Raw genomic sequence first — 19150 nt, 5'->3', positions numbered from 1 at the left:
TGGCAGGTTTTATACAGAACTTTTATTACTCGCGGTGATGTGAAGATGCATAAAACCGCAAACGGCTCCGCAGAGCCGCTTGCCAGAGGTTCCTAAGACTAAAGCGTTTTTTTACCGACAACATACAATTCAGATGCATCAGTCAGCCCACCGGTGGCGTCAACCAACTCACCACCACCATTTAGCGAGATATTGCGATGAACACCATTATCTCTCACATCCGTTACCCAGCAAAAATAATCAGAAATAACGCCTGCATTCGCATACACAGAGCAGTCTCCCCATTCTGACCATAAGTATGGCCCCGAATATCGTCCCCCTGAAGAATAAACAACATCAGCCTTGGAAGGCATCTCCAGACCATTTTCCTTACACCAGGCGTCAGCATCCGCCCAGTTTTTTTGCGCCCCGCCCGCTGTAACAAACCATTTACTTACGGTAAAGGTATAGACATACCTCGCCGCCCCTGTATCAATGGGGATTGCTGTGATGGACACCGTATTATTGGTGCTGTCCGGCGTCTCAATAAAAGTGACATTGGCTTCACTGTCTATACTCACCCACGGCTGATCAACTGACCAGTGGTAAGCGCTGTTGTTTGACGCATCTCCGTTGAAACAAACCAAAAATTTCGCACCAATTATACCTGTTACCGGGAAACGAGTGCCTACATAGAACTCGTATCTGTTCACCAGGAGCTTCGTGCTAGAAGGCATCAATTCAGCGACAGGTAGAATGTGGAAAATAGTCGAAAGACCTTCAAGGACATTACCGTTAACGGCCACCGTAAGAGTAATATCACCTCGCGTTTTGCCACCTATCATCGCGTCATATGAACCATCTTTTCTGTCAGCAAACCCGGAATGAACAAGTTCAGCCATGCTACTGATAAGCTCAATGCTCTGCCCTGAGATCAAGTTGCCATAAATATCTTTTAATATCAGTGTGAGGGTTGACATGTCGTAACCCAAATCATCGATATAGCTAGGGTTTGCCACCAGTGTCGACAAGGTTGGGCTCAGGTGGTTAACATCACCCGTGAAAGTGACAGTTGCAGAAGCTTGATGACCATCGCATATAGCGTCCACCGCATATTGTCCGGCAATAGTACTGGTCACGACTGCCGTTACACTACCATCCGCCCCGGTGCTCTGCGTAAGCGGTTCAATGCTAACTTCGCTATCGCTGCTCAATGTCACAACTTTACCAGCCAAAGGATCGCCATACGGATCATAGGCTGTAACTTTGATGGTGTTGCCGCCTGTTTCACCTACTACAGCATTGTTGGCAACGATGGTTATTTCAATCCACCAGTCTGACTTAACGCCGAAAATATCATTTTCATCTTCGCTAACCACAAACCACGGCGTGTAAAGCGTGCGCCGCTGGTAGCCTTTGGCAGTTAGCACCTCTCTTTCACGTCCAAGAGGATCAAAATAGTGCGTATCGGCATATAGATCAGTGCGCGCGCTGTCGTCTTTCACCCACTGCCAGCTATTCAGAAAATAGGGTTGATAGGTGCGAATGGCCTGACCTTTGTTGTCGTACTCCGTGCGGCCACTTACCGCCCAGCGGGTGTCTGTATGTGCAGTTTCCGTGACCAACGTTCCATCACCCGCACGCTGCCAGGCGTCTCCTGCTTCAAAACGCACTGAGGTTTGCAGTAATCGCCCAAACCCATCGCTGAATTGGACGGTCTGACGGATCTGCTGCTCGTCGCTGCCTTCCCCCTGATCATACCGATCGGTCGTGAGCGTCATCACATGGGGGGGTTGTTTGGCATTCACGTCCCAGTGATTTACATATACCAAACATTGCGCCACCGGTAATGGCGGAGTTAGTGCCAGTGCTTCGTCAACATCGGCTGGCAGGTAGAAGTCCGTATCGCTGTAACCGGCTGCCACGCCGTTTTCTGTGCCGCTAAAGCGCTGACTGGTCACCCGTCCCAACCCATCCAGCGTGATTTGATGGATGTTGTTGTTCACATCGGTGATTTTAACCGGCGTTAAGAATCGCCAGTCATACTCGGCCTGCGTGGTTAGTCCGGCAGCATCCACTACTTTCGTAACAACACAGTCGTAAGCATCGCGGGTCAGGGTGATCGCTCCCGTGAGCTCAGAATCCCGCACCGTCTGCGGCAGCCAGAAATGTTCAGCCGGGCCATAGGTGGTGAGGTTACGATGCACCACCCACGCCCCAAGGAATGAGAGCCAAATATACCCGGCCTGTTGCAGTACGCTGTCGGTCAGATCCTCTTTCAGCGTCGCTACCATTTCTGCATCCAGCACAGCTGTTTCGATCAATCCGACACGTGGAGGGAAGGCTGGCAGCTCAGAAGTGGGATTGTTATTCCCGTCCAGATACCAGGGTTGGTGCCAGCCGGCAAAAGCCTGGCTGGCAGGAGCTCCCAACGGCGCGCCGGAAATACTCAGATCTTCGAGCGTTAATCCAGTTTCCGGGGCGGAGGAGTAGAGGTAAACATCGCTTCTTATCGCATCCTCCAGACCGTTAACCCAGATACCGGAAGCCATATCATCGATGCGGTACCAGTGGTTTTCCTGACGGGTCACCACTAGTTGCTGCTGTTGATCATCGTAGCTGGAATCAAACAGCGTATCGGGTAGCGTATACGGGTAGGGGCTGGTTGCCGGTTTGGCGCGGCGCGGGTAATTCAGGGTCATCACATATAACGGCTGACCATATTGATCGACGGACAAGGTTACCTGCTGGCTACACTGCGGATCGTTGCTTACCCGTTCATAGACATAGGATCGCGTTTCGGCGTTTATCGGCAAGACCACCGGATACCGGGCATTGCCTGCGGCTGTCACCAGGCGCACTTGCGGGCGCGATTCACTGACTTGATACGGAATGGATTGCAGATTGCTGTCATCAAGTGCGTATAGCTCGCTGCGTAACAACATGCCTTTCGTGGCGCGGCGTAACCAGAATGCTTCATCCTCATCCGCGGTATAAGCTTTCTCATTGCCGCTATCGCCACGGGTAAAACGGGCGGAATAATGCGCGAACGCACCGATATCGCCGGACCACCAGGCTTGCGACATAGCGTTATCAATGACTGCCATACCGGTGGCAAACCAGTTACGCGTTAAAGACGGCTGGCTAATTTCCGTCGTGGTGCCCTGGCTGGTTAGCGTGTCTGTGTCCTGTATTTCAACAAAGCCGAAACCACGGAACTCTCTCTCTTTGCCATCCCACGCCCCGGAACGGTAGCGGGCGGTGCTGACCAGTTTATTCCCCGTGATTTCATCCGTTACATCTGTGCGTGCAAGAAGATGGAGCGGAAACGGCAAATAACTGGCGGGAATGGCTTCTCCCGCTGCCGCTGCCTCTTGTTTCTCATCCAGCCAGAATTGAGCCGAACTGCGGTAGGTGAAATTATGCCGCGCCCCCATACTGTTATCCATTTGGTTCAACAACCAGGGTTTGACCGAGGCGATATTGCAAACATAGTGCCGTGGTTTTGGGTGCGGCACGGTCAGTATTATGCTCGCAATACCCGAGCCATTAATATCCGCGACATGCAGCTCGCAGGTATTGTCATAACGCACTCCATCAGGGAGTTCGAATTCAAAAGGTGGTGCGAAACTGTTACCGCTCTGATTGATTAAAATAATAAGATAATTTTTCACCGCAATAATCACATCTGATGTGCCGGAACCATCAATATCAGCCAGGAAAATATTCGCCGGTATAAACGTATCCGGACTCCACCACCCCGTCATCGTTATCGGCGCGCCAAACTGGCCATGCCCCAGGTTCGGCCAATAACGTAAACTCTCTTCTTTTATCTCCACCAGATGCTGCTGCCCGCTGCCGGCCATATCGCTAAACGCCACCAGCACCCGCTCATTGGTTCCTGGAACTGGCAGTTGAACGCCCGTGGGTTGCAGCACATTGAGTGCTTTTTCCCAACCATCGCCAGTGCCGGCGTAAAGCCGCACACTTTTCGGCCCGATTAACGCCAAATCCGCCAACCCCGCGCCGGTAATATCCGCTATCAACGCACGCGGGTGTAGGTACTCTACTGGGTAAGCAGAAAGCGGTGTGAAATTCAGCCATCCCCGCTCCGGCGTACGCGCATAGTAGCCATTGACGCCTGCGGAAGTGACGACCCACTCCATATAACCATCGCCATTAAGATCCGCTAACATGCTATCGCCACGTAACGCGGGGACAGCCGGTAATCGCGCGGGTTTATCCCAGGTGACAGCATTCTGATCGCCACCTGGCTGGCGAACCGGCGCACGGTACCACCATGCACCGCTATCATGGTACAAAATTCCGGCTATCCCTTCGCCATTGAGATCGACCATCTGATACGGCTGGCGGCTATTCATATTTGCCAGGTCTGCGCGCTCTTGCCACGTGACCGGCCATATAATCTCCCCCGTATTGGCTTCAAATCTGCTCCAGATAAATGCCGTCTCAGGCAGAGACGTGAACGTACCATCGGAATTCAGCCCCGACTGCTGTACCCATGTAAGCGTGGTTACAATGGGTGACTCTTGATAATTCAACACGAGGCGGGACACCAGTTGTGGTGTGCTTTCGCTGGTGCTGCCGCCTAATGTCCCGGTAAAGTGATAACTCAATACCTGCCGACAAAGGCGACGTGTGCGCACTTCAAAGCCATACTCCCAGCTCGAAAAACAATCCTGGCGGCGAACCCAGTCACCCGATCCAGGTGCTACCCAATCCGGAGGTGTAGCGGTATCTGTGGTGCGCTCGCCATAATCGAACACAACCATAAACAACCAGTCCGTCAGCGCGGGGGTGGTTGTCAATCCCGGTAATACGCGCCCGGCAACGCGGTTGCCATAGCAGACGGCCGCCAGGTAACGTTGGGCGGTTGCATTAGGATGCGCGGCAGTTTCTGCACCGTCGCAGCCCGTATCGTCTTCACTACGGTAAAGCCAGTAGATCTGCTCACCAGTTGCCGAAACGGATGACTCCAGCAGCCAGATGCCTGTATTCTGGGGAGTTTCGGGATGACTAACGCGCGCCTGCGCGGTGCTGCCATAGAGACACACCTGCCCATCCGGCGTGTAGAGGAGCCAAAAGTCACGCGCGCCGGTTGCTGTTCCGACCCAATACTCAAGCCGGCTAAAATCACTCTCCACGCGATAACGGTAGCGGTGAACGGTAAAGTCGCTTCCGAGATCAACACCAAGCAGCGTATTGGCAGTACGCGTTATCGCCGAACCGTCGTCGGCGAGAAACGGCACGATCACTTCGCCGTTCGGTCCAAGGAACTCATCCGTATCGTTATAAGTTGGTACCCCTTTTTTCGTACGCCTACGGATGGCCGGTGAATCCACACTCCAGCCCATACCAAAGGGGCCATTGCCGGAACGGCTGTAATAACTTAGCGCCAGGGAAGGCGCATATCCTCTACCGGCATTAATCGGTAGTGGTATCGACAGGGAATTTGCTCCATCTGGCCCGGCTCCCGCGACATCGCCTTTTAACCCGGTGATCGCGCCGCCGCCTTTGGGCAACGTGAGGGTTTCAGGTCTGACAATCTCTGTGTTTTGCATGGCTGTGCTCCCACAGGCTCCCCGCAGGGAGCCTGAAATAAAGACATCGATTTAGCCGGTAATGGTGTAGCGGATGTGCAGAACGATATCCGCCAGATTGAGCAGAAGATCCTTTTGTTCGCCCGCCACATCCGGGAAGCTGAGGGTCAGCGTGCCGCTGTCATCCACCGGGATCCCTTCAAACGGCAGGCAGCGACCATCATTAAAATCAAGCTGGAACTGGCCACTGTCGTTCATGCCGTGCGAAACCACTACAGCATTGCACCCCTGCGGTAACACCACGCTGCCGCCATAACTCAGCACAGCCTGAACATCCTCATAGGGCCCCACGGGCAATGCTAGCGTGACGCTTACCTGCCTGATACGCCGCCGCGCGCCAAGCCCGGCGGGGTAATCGTCGTGAATGTTCAGATCAGCGAGATTGACGCTGGCTTTCAACTGCCCGTCAGCTATCGACAGTGTGTTACCCCCGCTGCCGACGCTGCCCGACCCGTTGCTGACCAGGGATGAGGCCTGATCGGCGAGGCTGAACGACCCGCTGTAAAAATCTGCCAGCGAGACGGTTTTGTTCACCTCCAGCATCCGCGCATCCTGCTCGATCCACGCCTGCGACATCCGCTCCAGCTCCAGCATCAGCGTCTCCCCGGCCATAAAGCCCAGCCAGCTTCCCTGCCACGCACCCGGTTTGATAAAGGTCGTCGCCTCGTCGGCAAAGTGCAGTTGCCACGCCCGCTGTGCCAGCAGGCAGCGCGTCAGCGACACGTCATAGAACTGGTAGTAAATCGATGACAGCGTACCGCGCAGCCAGCTGTACAGCGCCTGACCGGTGAATTTGCCCTGCAGGTAATCGAGCTGCGCCTGCGTCTGCGCCAGCTGCGTTTCCACCTGCGCTTTCTGCAGCGCCAGACCCTCGCGACGGACACTCAGCGACGCCAGTTGCGCGTCCGCCAGTTTGTTCTCCGACTCCGCGTTATTACGCTGGATTTCCCACTCCTGACGACGTCGGCGGTAGTACTCCGATTGACTGACTTTATCGGCAGCAATGCGCTGTGCGTCGGAAGCAATCTGGACGCCGATCCCCACCGCCGTCAGTATCGCGCCATACCGGCTCCCCCCTACCGCGAGACCGTAGATATTGGGCAGCATATTCAGCGCCGCGGCCCCCATATGCAGGGCGTTGGCCCCTTCCGCCGTGATGGAGGCGGAGAGCTGCAGACCCATGGCCTGAATCTCCCCGGCATTGATGTTTTCGTCATACAGTTGCCGGTAGCTGTTGCGCCGCTGCTCGGCGGCGGCACGGCTTACCCGCAGCGCTTCCCTGTCAGCATCCAGCTCCGTCAGCGCATGCTCCTGTACCGCAATATTCTGGCTCAGCAGCGCCAGCCCCTGGTTCTGCAGCAGCACCGAGAGCGCCTCCGCGTCCTGGCGTTCGGTGATGGCCTGCATCGCGTTGCCGAACTGGATAAGCTGGCCCACCACCCCGCGTGCACTCTCCAGCAGCGCCGGGAAACGCAGCAGCGGCAGCGACACCGTCGGCAGCGAATCCCCCCCGCTGGCGGACATCACCGCCGCGCTCAGCAGCGCCGACGGGCTGGCCGGCGTCGCGTACACCGGCAGATACAGCGCCTGGCCATCAATCGACAGGTTATGCCGCAGGTTGTACAGCCGCTGGCGCAGCGTCCGCCAGTAGCCACTCAGCTTGTCGTTAAACTGTGGGTAGAACAGCCCCAGCAGCGAGTTCGCCGTCCGCGTTTCCACATCGTCTTCTGCTACCGTTTCGGTACGGGTCCTGAGCAGCTGCAACTGGTAGGCCTGCTGCAGCGTCTGGCTGGCCGCGGCGCCCAGCACCGGATTCGACCAGCTTCCCTGGCCGTAAACCAGCGAGTCATAGGGTTCTTCCCCCAGCAGGTTCAGCGCCTGCGCATACCACATTTTGGCTTCGTTCAGCGTGTCGCGCTCCAGCAGCCGGAAGGCCGCGTCGCCGCGCGCTATCAGCAGGTCCAGCACGCGCATAAAGATGGCGACCTTGTAGTGCATCGGGTCTGACTGGGCCACCGCGTCCGGGTCGACAGAATCGAGCGGGTTGGGGTTCCATGAAGTGTCCTCTTCCAGCGGGCGAACGTTCCACGTCCACGGCGCTGGCGCACCATTGCTGCCGTAATAGCCGGCCGGGTTCCAGATGTATTTCATCCAGGTGGTGGCTTCGTCGAACTTGCTCTCCTGCAGCAAACGCTGGAACACCATTGCCGGCACGTAGAAGAACATCTCCCAGAAATAGAGCGCGTTGGCACCGGCGAAATCCATCGGTTCGGTGCTTTGCATGGTCAGAACCGTGATGGAGACATCGCGCGTGGCATTAGCCCCCGAATCAGGTGTAAAGCCCGTCAGTGACAGGTCGGATTGCTGGATAGCTTTAAAAACACCCTGATAAAACACGCCCTTCTGGCAGGTCAGGAAAACCGCCATCCCGGTATCTCTGTTCTCCGGGAACTGAATCAGATCGCCATAACCTGTTTGCGATGTCGGAATAAACAGTTGCACCGTTATCGGATTTGCCTGCAATACCCCCGACCAGAATGTGTAACGGGTGGAGTCCGTGGACGAAGAGTTAGGAGAAATACTAAACGCCACATTCGCGTTTGTACCATGCACATCCGCGTTGTACGCCGGGAAAGTCACATTGATATAACTGCCTTGTCCCAGCTTCGGCTCCTGCAACAACTGGGTTTCCATGGACAGCACCGCGTCCAGCCCCTGGTTGGCACGCGCGACTAGCTGGCGGGCGAACAGGGTATTAATACGCACACGGTATGGCCCGCGCTGTAAATACTGCACACCGGTATCGGTTCGCGAAAGGGACATTTTACGTGATTCAGCCCCCTGATAAATTGTTAGGGTGGCGGTTTGAGCACCCAGTGATTGCCCCAGCACATTGTTTGCATGAAAGCTAATAACCAGATCCATCCTCCCGTTTTTAAATTCAGAGAGGTTAAAGGTGGTATATTGGGTAAAAGTATAAGTGGTATCCCACCCTGGCGTGGTCATTCCTGCATTACCGTTGGAATAAGCATAATGTCCGCTGGGACTTGTTATCCTAAAACCAACATCCCCAGGATTAACCAGAGTGGAATAATAAATGGGATCACTAAAGGAACTTATGAGATGCACGCCATAACCATCATATAAACCTTCTATATTATTCATGTCACTTTCAGTGGCTTTTAAAATCCACATATCAGACGCACCGCCATGCGTATAAAAACTCTCATAGTCAATCCAATCGCCACCTTTCAAGCGAATGGAAAAACAGTAGATTGGACTATTGGAATGCAGTAAATAATTCGGCCCAAAATTATTGTCATCTTCAAGCGCACCGATAACAATCCCTTCGCCGTTAAATCCCTCGTAATTATATAGAATCGGATTTTTGTAAATTACATATTTATGCCCAACCCCCTGAACTAATTTTATTAAATTAATCCACTCCCGTCTGTTATTACCAAAGGTACCTTTATCATTTCCTTCAAAAGAATAAGAGACGCTCATGGTATACACAAGCTTAACATAAGAATTATTATCTTCTAACGTGAGGTCAAGAACTCTATAACTACCGTTACGCATTATGGCCAGGTTTTCATAACCCCACTCATAATTCAGTGCTCCGGCTTTATACGTTAATGCGGGTAGAATTAAAAAATTAACCCGCTTTTGACTCTGAGTATCATATTCCCGCCAGATATAGCCGTGGTAGTAGTTCACATCCGCCATAGCCGCCAGTTTATGCTCTGCAGAGATGGTTACCCCGGATACCGTAATGTTCTGATTCAACGATTCGCTGGTTCCAGGCGTATAAAACACCACTGCAATCTGCGCGTTGTCCTTATTCGTATTCGAACAATAGAGATGTTTTGTTGACAACGCGCTGATATCCCCGGCCGGCAGGTAATCCGACAGTTTGCCGTTCAGCGGCGTGCTCCAGGTGCCGTCATGGCGCAGGTACGAGAAGCTGAGAAAGTGATCCGAAGTCTCCGTCACCGTGCCACTGTTGTCCGTCGCCGTTGGCTGCTCCGTCACCCACACCACATACAGCCGGTCGTTGAACACCACCGGATGCACCATATTGTTGTACGCCGCAATACCCGTGCCGATCTCCAGCCATTCACTCCACGCCGTCGCCGGGTATTTCCCGTCCGTCAGCATGTTCTGTTGCAGTGTGCGCCAGTAGTATTTCTCACCTTCCGCCGTGTCCTTACCGATAAACCACGTTTTCCCCTCCTCAATGCTGGCGTTGTCGTGGTACGCGCTCACCACCTCCAGGTTCGCCACCTTCTCAAACTGCGTCATGTACCCCCGGAACGCATCCCCCACCGAGTCCGAACTCAGCTCACTCTGCCCGATGGTCGCCAGCATATTGTCCATCATGCTGGTCTGCCCGGTGCGCACCGTCGGATCGATATAATTTTCCGGGTAGTACACCAGCTCCGACACCCCCGCCCACGTGCTGTAGCGCTTGTTGTACCGGTCCCAGTCCGTGAAGAACTGCCGCGTCATCACCGCCAGCTGCACCTCCGCCTCCTGGCCGTTCAGGCAACGGTTGGCATACAGCTGGATACTGGCAATCGCCTCCGCCACCCGCGTGGTGGTCACCTGCGACGACACCTGACCGTCAATCAGCAGCCACGCGTACAGCTGCTCGCGGTTGGTCACCCCCGCCGTGGCCGCTGTCTGGATGTAATAGCTGCTCAGCGCCGCGCTGGTCAGTTCGTCCAGCTGACGGTGCAGCGTCACCGTCTGCTCCGCGCTCAGCCCCGACATCAGCAGGTTGCTCACCGTCAGCCAGCCGGCATACCCCTGCGCCGTGTCCGGCCCGGTGTTGTCATATTTCAGCGCCACCACCGCCGCCACCGCCGACGGCGTGCAGTTCAGCGCCGCCGCAAAATCCAGCCACTGCAGCGTCACGTCCAGCGTTTTCAGCGAACGGATAACCCCGCCCGACCCGCTGTCCGCCAGCATCAGCGCCTGCTCCACCGCCTGCGGGGTCGCCCCCAGCGCCTGCGCCAGCAGGGCGGTGGTCAGCGTCCCCGCCTCCAGCGCCGCCAGCACCTGCTGCGCGTAATCCCCGGTCTGCAGGATACGCCGGTTCATCCGTCCCAGCAGGCGCAGCGACTCGATATCCAGCGGTATCACGCTCACCCCGCCGGCGAACCGCGACGGGTCGCTTATCAGCATCGACAGCAGGTAGTCGTTGATACTGGCCTTACGCACCAGCAGCGCCAGCTGCCCCAGCGCCTGGCAGAATGCCACCAGCTGCGCCGTCTCCGCGTCGCTGCGGTTATCCTTCAGCACCAGCGTGATAAATGTTTTCACATCCGTGCCGCCCGGCTTCAGCTGCTCCAGCCAGCGCAGAATGCTCTCCGCCCGCCCGGTCTGGTTCAGCTGCCCGGCGGCAGCCACTACCGGGGCGAGGGCGCGGACAAGCGTCTGTGTGTCCGCATCCGCCGAGCTCACCGCCCCGCGCAGGGAGGCCACCAGGCTGCTGATTTCCGGCGTCATCACCGTGCTGTAGTCCGTGGTGGTCATCAGGTACAGGTCGCTCACCGTCCAGTCCAGCTGCTTCAGCCAGCGGGTGGTGCTGTAGACAAAGTTCACCACCGCCGCGAAACCGGCGGTATCCAGCGACGACAGCGGCACGTCCTGCCACGGCGATACCGCCAGCAGCAGCGCCAGCTCAGCCGCGGAAAGATGATGAACCTCCGCCAGCAGCTGCGTGCGGTAGAGCAACGCCAGGTTATCCGCCGTGGTGGTGAATGCCGTGCTCTCCCCCGCCGCCAGCTGCCACAGCACTTTCAGGTCGGCACCGCTGGTGTGGAAACCGCGCTTGATAACGCTGGTACGGAACAGGTGGTCCACGTCCTGCGAATCCCAGTCCACCGGCGCGCCGTCAGCGGTGAAGGTCCGGTTGTTGAGTGGCGGGGTGTTGAACAGGGTGGTGAAATAACTGGCCTGACCGTTCACCCCCGCGGCGCTGATGCGCCCCCCGGCCAGTACCAGCGCATCCTCAAAGCGCAGGCTGTAGCGCTGCGAGTAGTAGTAACTGAGGAAGCTCAGCCCCAGCATACCGGTCGCAAACGGCTCCGTGCCGGGGTGGTTGTAAATCAGCAGGTACATCTGCTCCGCCGTCAGGCGGCAGGCCTTGTACAGGCGGATGATTTTGTTCAGGTACAGCAGGTACTGCTCTGCCGACAGGGTGTATTGCCGGAAGGTGGCCGAAGCATAATGATAAGAACCCGTATCGTTCCTGATCCTGGAAATACCGATGTTGACGCCCGCAGTGAGCCGTTCTGCCGTCAGTGTGACCGGGATGCTGTAATGCTGATTTTGTACAGGAGTGAGTTCCCCTTTATATAAATCTGAGCTACTACCGCCTCCGGTACCTATCTCTAAAATCGACCTGTCAGCGAGCGTTGAGTTGAAACTGAAATTCAGCAGGTAGCTGTCACCGCCCTGTGGCAGCAGCTCTATATAATTAAGCTGGTTGGTCTGACCGCTACGGACAATCTGTACCACCTCTCCGGCAGAACTGTCACTGGCTGACACCATCGTGGTCAGTATATTGTTGACGTAGTACTGCACCGGCTCGGAAAAATCATGCTGCGCCAGCAGGCTGGTCAGGGCCGTCAGATCTTCCACGCCCACATCGTAATACCCGGCCAGCATATAGGTGTTCATCAGCGCGTCGGTGGTGGTTGCGCCAAAGTTATTCGCGTACAGCTCTGCCGCATTCCCGGCGCTGATCTCCTCGGACAGGATGCGGTACAGCTCCGGCGACACATCCGCCACGATCGCCAGCAGCGAGTTGAGATCCACCTGCTGCGCAATCACCGGGTTATCTGCCAGCGCGTCCAGCATCGGATCCTGCAGCAGCACCGCCAGCCGTGCGCTTTCATACGGCAGGTGGTACGGCGTGTTGCCGGAGAAACGCCAGGCGGCGAGTTTTTCCATCACCGCATCGCTGTCCGTCCCTTCCCGGCTGGCAATGGTGTTCAGCACGATATCGTTGGCGATGGCAAGCGTGGTGAGTTCCACGTCCATATTGTCCTGGCTCAGCGCCAGGTGAGCCAGATCCGGGCGGCGTTTATCCAGATGGCGCGCATGATCGGTGGTGTGCAGGTCGCGGGCTTCGCGGTACAGCTCGGTCAGGTAACCGGCAGGCGAGAACATTGAGGCCACCGTACCCGGCGAAACGTATAATTGCGCCCGGTTGCCGAATGCAGAGTTGTAATCCCGCAGATTCTGGTTATGGGTTCCGGCCAGAGTTTGATTCTGAGAAATGCCCAGCCGGATGGCACGGGTCAGTTGCGGGTTGGCACGGCTCAGAATTCGAGCTTCGGTTTCTTTATTTTTTTTCTGAGTGTCGCGGACCACCTGGTCAAGGAACCGGGCCTCGCCCCATGATAAAACATCCTGGTAGCTGGCCCAGATCTCAGCAAATGAGCTGGGCATCAGCGAGGCGAGCAGGGAATTTTCATCCACCGAACTGGAACGGGACGTGTTGATTTTACTTAATATCGTTTCGGTATCGTAATAAGAATCGTACATAAGGTATCCCTCAACTTTTTAAATAGGGAAGGCTAGTTAGATACAGATGAAAATTTACGTTGCGAGCAGCCACACCATCATTAATTAATGCTGGCAGATATAACCCCAGATAAAGACATGCTATTTTCAGCTTACCGGGATATGCATTCAGGCGCTTCGAATGCGCTTACAATGAATTACCGTTAAATAGCCTCGTAATAAAGCGGATAGAAGAATACGCCGCCAGAGGAAGATGAAATACAGCGTAGGATATCCTTCCGCATGACTCCAGCGACAATACTCACGAGTCAAAACGCGGAAAAAAAGTGATAAACGAGAGCATTTCAAGGGGATAGAAATACGAAAGGATAAAAAACGAATGGCTCTTTAGAGTTTTATTCTGCCTTTTTTAAATAAAAAAATCGCCATAAACCGGATGTGAATTTTAAAGGAATATAAATACCTAGGATTTTTCACAAAAACATTAAAAACACAAATAGGACAATTCACGAAAAATAAAAATAACCCAGGATTCTTCATGATCATTTAGTGCTAAAATATATTTTAGAGCAGAGTAATATGGAGTAAAAATATATCTTATTTAATAATAGGGGTTATTTAGCGAGGCGCTGATTGATCTCATCTTTGCTGTGCGAGCAACTCTTTTTCATCGATTAGAAGTCCACCTGTTGTAACGTCTCAGAATCCAACAGCGGCTCTATGCTCTCGTCAAATAAGCTGCAGAATTTTATGATTTTTAACGCAAACATAGCCGGCACACGTTCAACGGAGTTTACGTCAGCAAGGAACAATTCTTCGATACTGCGATTCTTCTCAAGGACAGCGAGCCCCCGCAATGCGTTGTATTTTTCCAGATAGCTCGCGGAAAGATTATCCAGCTTATTGATTTCAGAAATAGATTTTAAATGGGGGCGATAAATCAGACTTAGCGACGACAGCGCTGGGGCGGCGATAATTCCCGCCTGGCTGGTTACTTTCGTTCTGCTGATCCGCAACGTTTTCAGCTTTTTAAATTCATTAAAATCATTACGGTCTTTTAAATAGGGCATAGTCAGTTTTTTTAACTTCGCCATACTATAAAGCGGTGAAATATCGATGTCTTTTAATTTCACATCATCAGTAATATAAAACAAGACGGTTGTGTCGTTATTGATCAATGGCGATAAATCTGGCTTTGCCGCGCTCGATTTTATAGGATTGATCAATTTTATTTGATCAAACTTTTGCTTGCGGATTACGCAATCCCCTTAGCCAATAAAAGAAAAGGAACATCCAGCTCATGACTATTTTCGTTACAGACAATATCTTTCATATATTATCTTAGCTACGAGACACAGAGGTTAATATATAAGACACGCCTGGTGAGATAAGTGTATTAAAAAGAAGTGAAGCGCAAAGTCTTCACTTCTGTAAGGATCAATGTTGTGCCAGATATTGCTGTACCAGCTCGTTACCGGCAACGCCCATCACATTGAATTGCTTGTATTCGCTCTTATCAAGCACTCTGACGTACTCATCGCCATTGTACAAATGTCCGGCACTGTGGAATATTTTCAGCTCGTTTTTCCACTCCGTCAGCGGGATATTACCGATGATTTCCCACTCACCACTTTTGAGGCTATCAACCGCCGCAAAGATCACATTGGTCATGCCCCTTGAGTTTTTAAACTTCAGAAACTCATCGTGTTGCGGAATGCTTTTATCGGCCTGAATGCTCAGCACACCAAATGCGAAAGCCTTTTTAAAACGCCCTTTCAAAGCACAGACGATCTGGCACACGGCAAACCGACCATCGGCAGTTGGGATCAGAAAGATATCACCTTCCTGGTATTTTTGACTCATAGGCTACCCCTTATGATAGACAGCGCGTCTTGTAAGATTTCTTTACCCCATGCTGAGCTATCGCCAGCGATTTTATAGGTGGGTGCGTTTTTATTTCCGGGGCGGTAAGACCGGATATCATTCAATAAATTCGTTAATGGATTCATCGATTTAGCGCCACCATGCATCCCAATAAGTTTCTCTTCCAGATATTTAGCTTCAGCTTTGGTTAAGTTGTTGTCAAAAATGATCAGCTGTTCCAGATGCGATTTACCCGGTGTTTTTGCATGGGCGTTTAAACGGGTTGGCGCATCACCGCGCCCAACGTAACGGATTTTGCCATTCTCATGCAGAATATATAACCCTTGCCCTTTGGCGCGGTTGTATTTCTTCTTCGAGCCACCTGGCGCGCGCGTGGACGGCAGTCCCAGGCAGCGCTGCAAGCCGAGCGGATCGCTCCATGCCAGCGGATTTGGCGCATATTGATACACGCTAACCCCCGCCACCATACCCACGGGATCCTGGCTGATATAAGCCGCAATATTCGGGTCGTAATAGCGGTAGCGGTTGTAGTGCAGCCCGGTTTCGGCGTCGTAATACTGCCCCTGAAAACGCAGCGGGTTGTCAATGCGGCTAGCGTAAACCTCGCCTTTCTCGCCCCAAATGCCGCTTTTCTCCGACCAGACAATCTCCCCTTGTGGCGAGGTCAATCTGACCGGCGCACCGTTGGGATCGCAGTGGTAGTGCCAGCTCTGTTTTTCTCCCCTTTCTTGCGTCAGCAGCGCCAGCGGCCAGAAACTGTCGGGATAGTAGATATATTCCCGCATCTCATTGAACAGTCTGGCCTGCGCTTTTTGCCGTTTTAACCTGCCGCCGGTATCGAAAATACTCAGCGCAGCCAGAGGTTCATGCTGCCTGGTGACCGTTTCACCCGCCAGCACATCATCCTGCCAGTAGAACCAGCGAGTTTCGTTCGCCGTCTGCTTGAATACCCGTCGACCCAGGCCGTCATAGCCATAACGCACCAGGCTGTCGCCTTTACGCACGGCGATCAACTGGCGGTTGTCATCCCAGACAAAATCCTCTTTTTCGCCTTCGCACTGGCTATCCCGGCGTTGACGTAGCTCGCCGGCACGGTCAAACACATAGCGCACGCCGTGGTGAATACCTTCGCGAAACCAACCGCCCGCGCTGTCATTCACCTCATGCGTTTGCGTCTGCAACTGATTACCGGCGGCATCCTGCACAAATTGACGTAGCGCGCCATCGGGTGCCGTGTGCGTTGTCAACCGTCCCAGCGGATCGTAGCTGTAGCGATCGCTGCCCCACAGGCTATCTTCCCGTAACGTCAGATTCCCCGCGCGATCATAAGCAAACCCGCTGGCAAACAATGGTAAATCGTGTTGCAGCACCTGCTGGGTACTGAGTCGCCCCAGTCTGTCGAAACTAAAGGTACGCAGGACATCGGCGGAGAGCTGTTCGCTCACACATCGCCCGGCCTCGTCATAGGTGAACAGAATGGGCGCATCGTCGTTAAGCTGTATCTGGCTGAGCCGTTCATGCTCATCAAGGTGATAACGCACCTGGTGACCACTGTCGCTTTCGCGTTTGATCAACACACCGCGTTCGTTGTAACCGTAGCGCAGTTGAAAACCATCCTGATCTTCGAGCAGAACACGCCCGGCATCATCATAGCGCCAGCTCAGCCGCCGCCACGGGTTTTCACACAGCACCATCCGCCCGCAGGGATCGTAGTGGTATTTAACCTGTAATGTGTCGCCGCTGCGCCGCTCCGTCAGCCGCCCTCTTTTGTCATAGCCGTAGCGCACTTCGCGACCAAGCGGATCCTCACGACTTATCAACCGGCTGGCCTTATCCCAACCGTAACGCGTCACCTGCCCCCAATAATCATGCTCTTCCGTTACCCGCCCGAGCGCATCGCGCGTCAGTTGCCAGCGTTGGCCATTTTGATTCACCACCGTCACCAGGCGATCTTCCGCATCATAAATAAAGCTCAGCGTCGCGCCGTCCGGGGTTTCGCAGGCCGTCAGCATACCGCTGCCGTTATAGCGAAGCTGCGTAGTTCGCCCCTGCTCATCGGTGTAACTTACCGGGTCATCTTCTCGATCGTAGACAACACGTATTTCCCCGCCTGCCGGATCGGTGGTCGCCACCAGCCGGTCTTTTCTGTCCCAGTGAAAACGGGTTATCCCCCCGCTTTCGTCAATACGCTCCAGCAGTGTTCCACGTACCGAGTGGCGAAGCTGGAGCGCGCCCGCGCCGGCCTGTTCAATCCGTTGCGGAAAGCCATAACGATCATACTGGTAGCGCGTGGGCGAAACACCGGGCACATTCGCCGCGCAAAGCTGCCCAAACGCGTCGTACTGATAATTCGTGGCGACACCGGTGGGATCGATTTCGCGGGTAAGATTACCGGCCTCGCTGTATTCCGAGCGCCAGACCGCGCCTTTCTCATCAGTAAGCGCCAGTAATTGCCCTTCATCGTCATAAACCGCCTGAATCACGCAACCATCGGGCATCTGTTCGGCAGTCATGCGCCCTTGTTCGTCATACTCCCAGCGATGGGTCGCGCCATCCGGTTCTGTCACTTCAACCGTGCGGCCAAAATCGTCATAGCGGAACACAGTGTTGCCACCCAACGGATCGATTTCCGAGACGGGCAGGCCATTTTCATCAAAGGTGATACGCGAAACAGCACCCTGCGAGTCGGTGACTTCCACTTCGTTGAGCAGCGCGTGATACGCAAAGTGGTAATCCCAAACCCCGCCGTCGCCCCAGGCGTGGATAACCTGCCAGGCCGCGTTGTACTGGTAGTGAAACCCTTGTCCGTTACGGTCAACATGGCTGACCATACGTCGCTGCTGATACGCAAAACGACGCGGATGCGATAGCGCATCGATCTCCGCACTCAACTGGCCGTGGGTGTCATATTCGTAGCGGGTAAGCGGCGTGACCTCACCGTCCAGCGCATTATGCAGACGCAGAGTATGCAGACGGTTTCTCTCCTGCGTGACGAGGATGTCGCGCCCGGTCATCCCGGCATGGGTGAACTCGCGAATTTTCCGTAACTCGCCCTCTTCCCGCTCAAATCGCCAACCGTTGCCGCTACGATCGACAATATCGCGAATCGGCAGCGCGCCTTGCTTACCGCTAAAATGCAGCAGCGGGCCACTTTCCTGATCCACTACCCACAGCACCTCGCCATCACGGGTTTCCCGCCACAGGCGGCTGCCCTCCGGCAAACCGTGAATGGCATGTTCGCGTCCGTCGCTTTGCGGCAACGCAGCAAATAATGTCATCCCTTCCGGCTGCGTCAGCAGCGCGACGCCCTCTTCCGCCAGCACATCGAGGCGGATATCTGCCGGGGTTGACCAGCCAAAGCCGCACAGCCCTTCGACCTCAATATCTGCCGAAGAATAGCTCCGCGACCACGCCAGCGGCAGACGGCCCGCTAACAGGAAATCCTGTTGTTCCAGGCTGACGCTGCCGTCGCGAATATCCACTGGCTCAGCGCGCAGCACCCGGCACTTGAGGAAGCCGGAGTCCATATTACGAAACAGCTTCTGGCGCAGCTTGCGAAAGCGGCGCATAAAAAGCCGCCACTTCGGCGTTTTCTTCAGTTTTTTGAAGCCTTTACCCAGCCCGCTTAACCCGGCGCGCATCAGCAGCGCCATCAGGTTGATGGTCGGCGGGCCGCCAACCACCACGTTATTGGGAATGGCGAGGTTAAAGGTGAGTGGGAGTGTGAGAGAGAGCGGTTTTGGCTTGGTGGCGCGCTTGAGGCGAAACGGCGGTACAAGACCAATAATGTTGCAGCTCAACACCGGCATGCCGATGCGCGAAAACGGCTCGCCGTCCACCGAGACGGTTTTGCTGCCCATAAACAGCTCGTCTTCAATCTGTGGGCCGCCCGGCGCGCGCAGCGGCGGCACCCACACGCCGCCGACCGGAATATGCACCGCGATGCCGCCCGTTCCTGCACTCGCGCGCTTGATACTGTTGACGTGCACCGTGGTGCCAATCAGCGGCAGGTAATCGAACACGTCAAAAACAATGCCGATATGCGGCGTTGGCAGCGGCCACGGGTAGGTATGAATATCCAGCCCGAGCTGCGGATCGAAGTGCGCGCCGGAGTGCATAAGTCTGGC

General features: G+C 54.7%; 5 protein-coding genes. All 5 read right to left on the bottom strand.

Features of this window, described 5'->3' with window-relative positions; all coding sequences use genetic code 11:
• Positions 1-98: 98 nt before the first annotated feature.
• The 5 genes from JKP81_RS12760 to JKP81_RS12740 all read right to left on the bottom strand — a co-directional run bounded on the left by JKP81_RS12760 (position 99) and on the right by JKP81_RS12740 (position 19141).
• Positions 99-5561 carry a SpvB/TcaC N-terminal domain-containing protein gene (locus tag JKP81_RS12760; protein ID WP_200552046.1) on the bottom strand — a complete coding sequence of 1821 codons (5463 nt, stop codon included), beginning with the start codon at positions 5559-5561 and terminating at the stop codon, positions 99-101.
• 51 nt (positions 5562-5612) lie between these two features.
• Entirely contained in the window at positions 5613-13160 is a 7548-nt protein-coding gene (locus JKP81_RS12755; protein WP_200552045.1) for a neuraminidase-like domain-containing protein, read from the bottom strand.
• 653 nt (positions 13161-13813) lie between these two features.
• Positions 13814-14317, bottom strand: coding sequence for a hypothetical protein (locus JKP81_RS12750; RefSeq protein ID WP_200552044.1), 504 nt, complete (start codon positions 14315-14317; stop codon positions 13814-13816).
• Between the two features lie 259 nt (positions 14318-14576).
• Entirely contained in the window at positions 14577-15002 is a 426-nt protein-coding gene (locus tag JKP81_RS12745; RefSeq protein WP_200552043.1) for an immunity 26/phosphotriesterase HocA family protein, read from the bottom strand.
• Complete coding sequence (locus JKP81_RS12740; protein WP_200552042.1) at positions 14999-19141, bottom strand: RHS repeat-associated core domain-containing protein; 4143 nt, start codon at positions 19139-19141, stop codon at positions 14999-15001. The genes JKP81_RS12745 and JKP81_RS12740 overlap by 4 nt, the downstream gene beginning before the upstream one ends.
• Between the last annotated feature and the right edge of the window lie 9 nt (positions 19142-19150).

The sequence above is a fragment of the Kosakonia sp. LAM2021 genome (genome assembly GCF_016620385.1).
Lineage (GTDB): Bacteria > Pseudomonadota > Gammaproteobacteria > Enterobacterales > Enterobacteriaceae > Kosakonia > Kosakonia sacchari.
The sequence above is the reverse complement of the archived record's forward strand: the minus strand, read 5'-3'. Positions and strand labels throughout refer to the sequence as shown.

What these genes read in the sequence shown, in the direction of transcription:
- JKP81_RS12740 (WP_200552042.1), bottom strand. Translation starts at nt 19,141, where the DNA reads ATGCACTCCGGCGCGCACTTCGATCCGCAGCTCGGGCTGGATATTCAT.
- JKP81_RS12755 (WP_200552045.1), bottom strand. Translation starts at nt 13,160, where the DNA reads ATGTACGATTCTTATTACGATACCGAAACGATATTAAGTAAAATCAAC.
- JKP81_RS12745 (WP_200552043.1), bottom strand. Translation starts at nt 15,002, where the DNA reads ATGAGTCAAAAATACCAGGAAGGTGATATCTTTCTGATCCCAACTGCC.
- JKP81_RS12760 (WP_200552046.1), bottom strand. Translation starts at nt 5,561, where the DNA reads ATGCAAAACACAGAGATTGTCAGACCTGAAACCCTCACGTTGCCCAAA.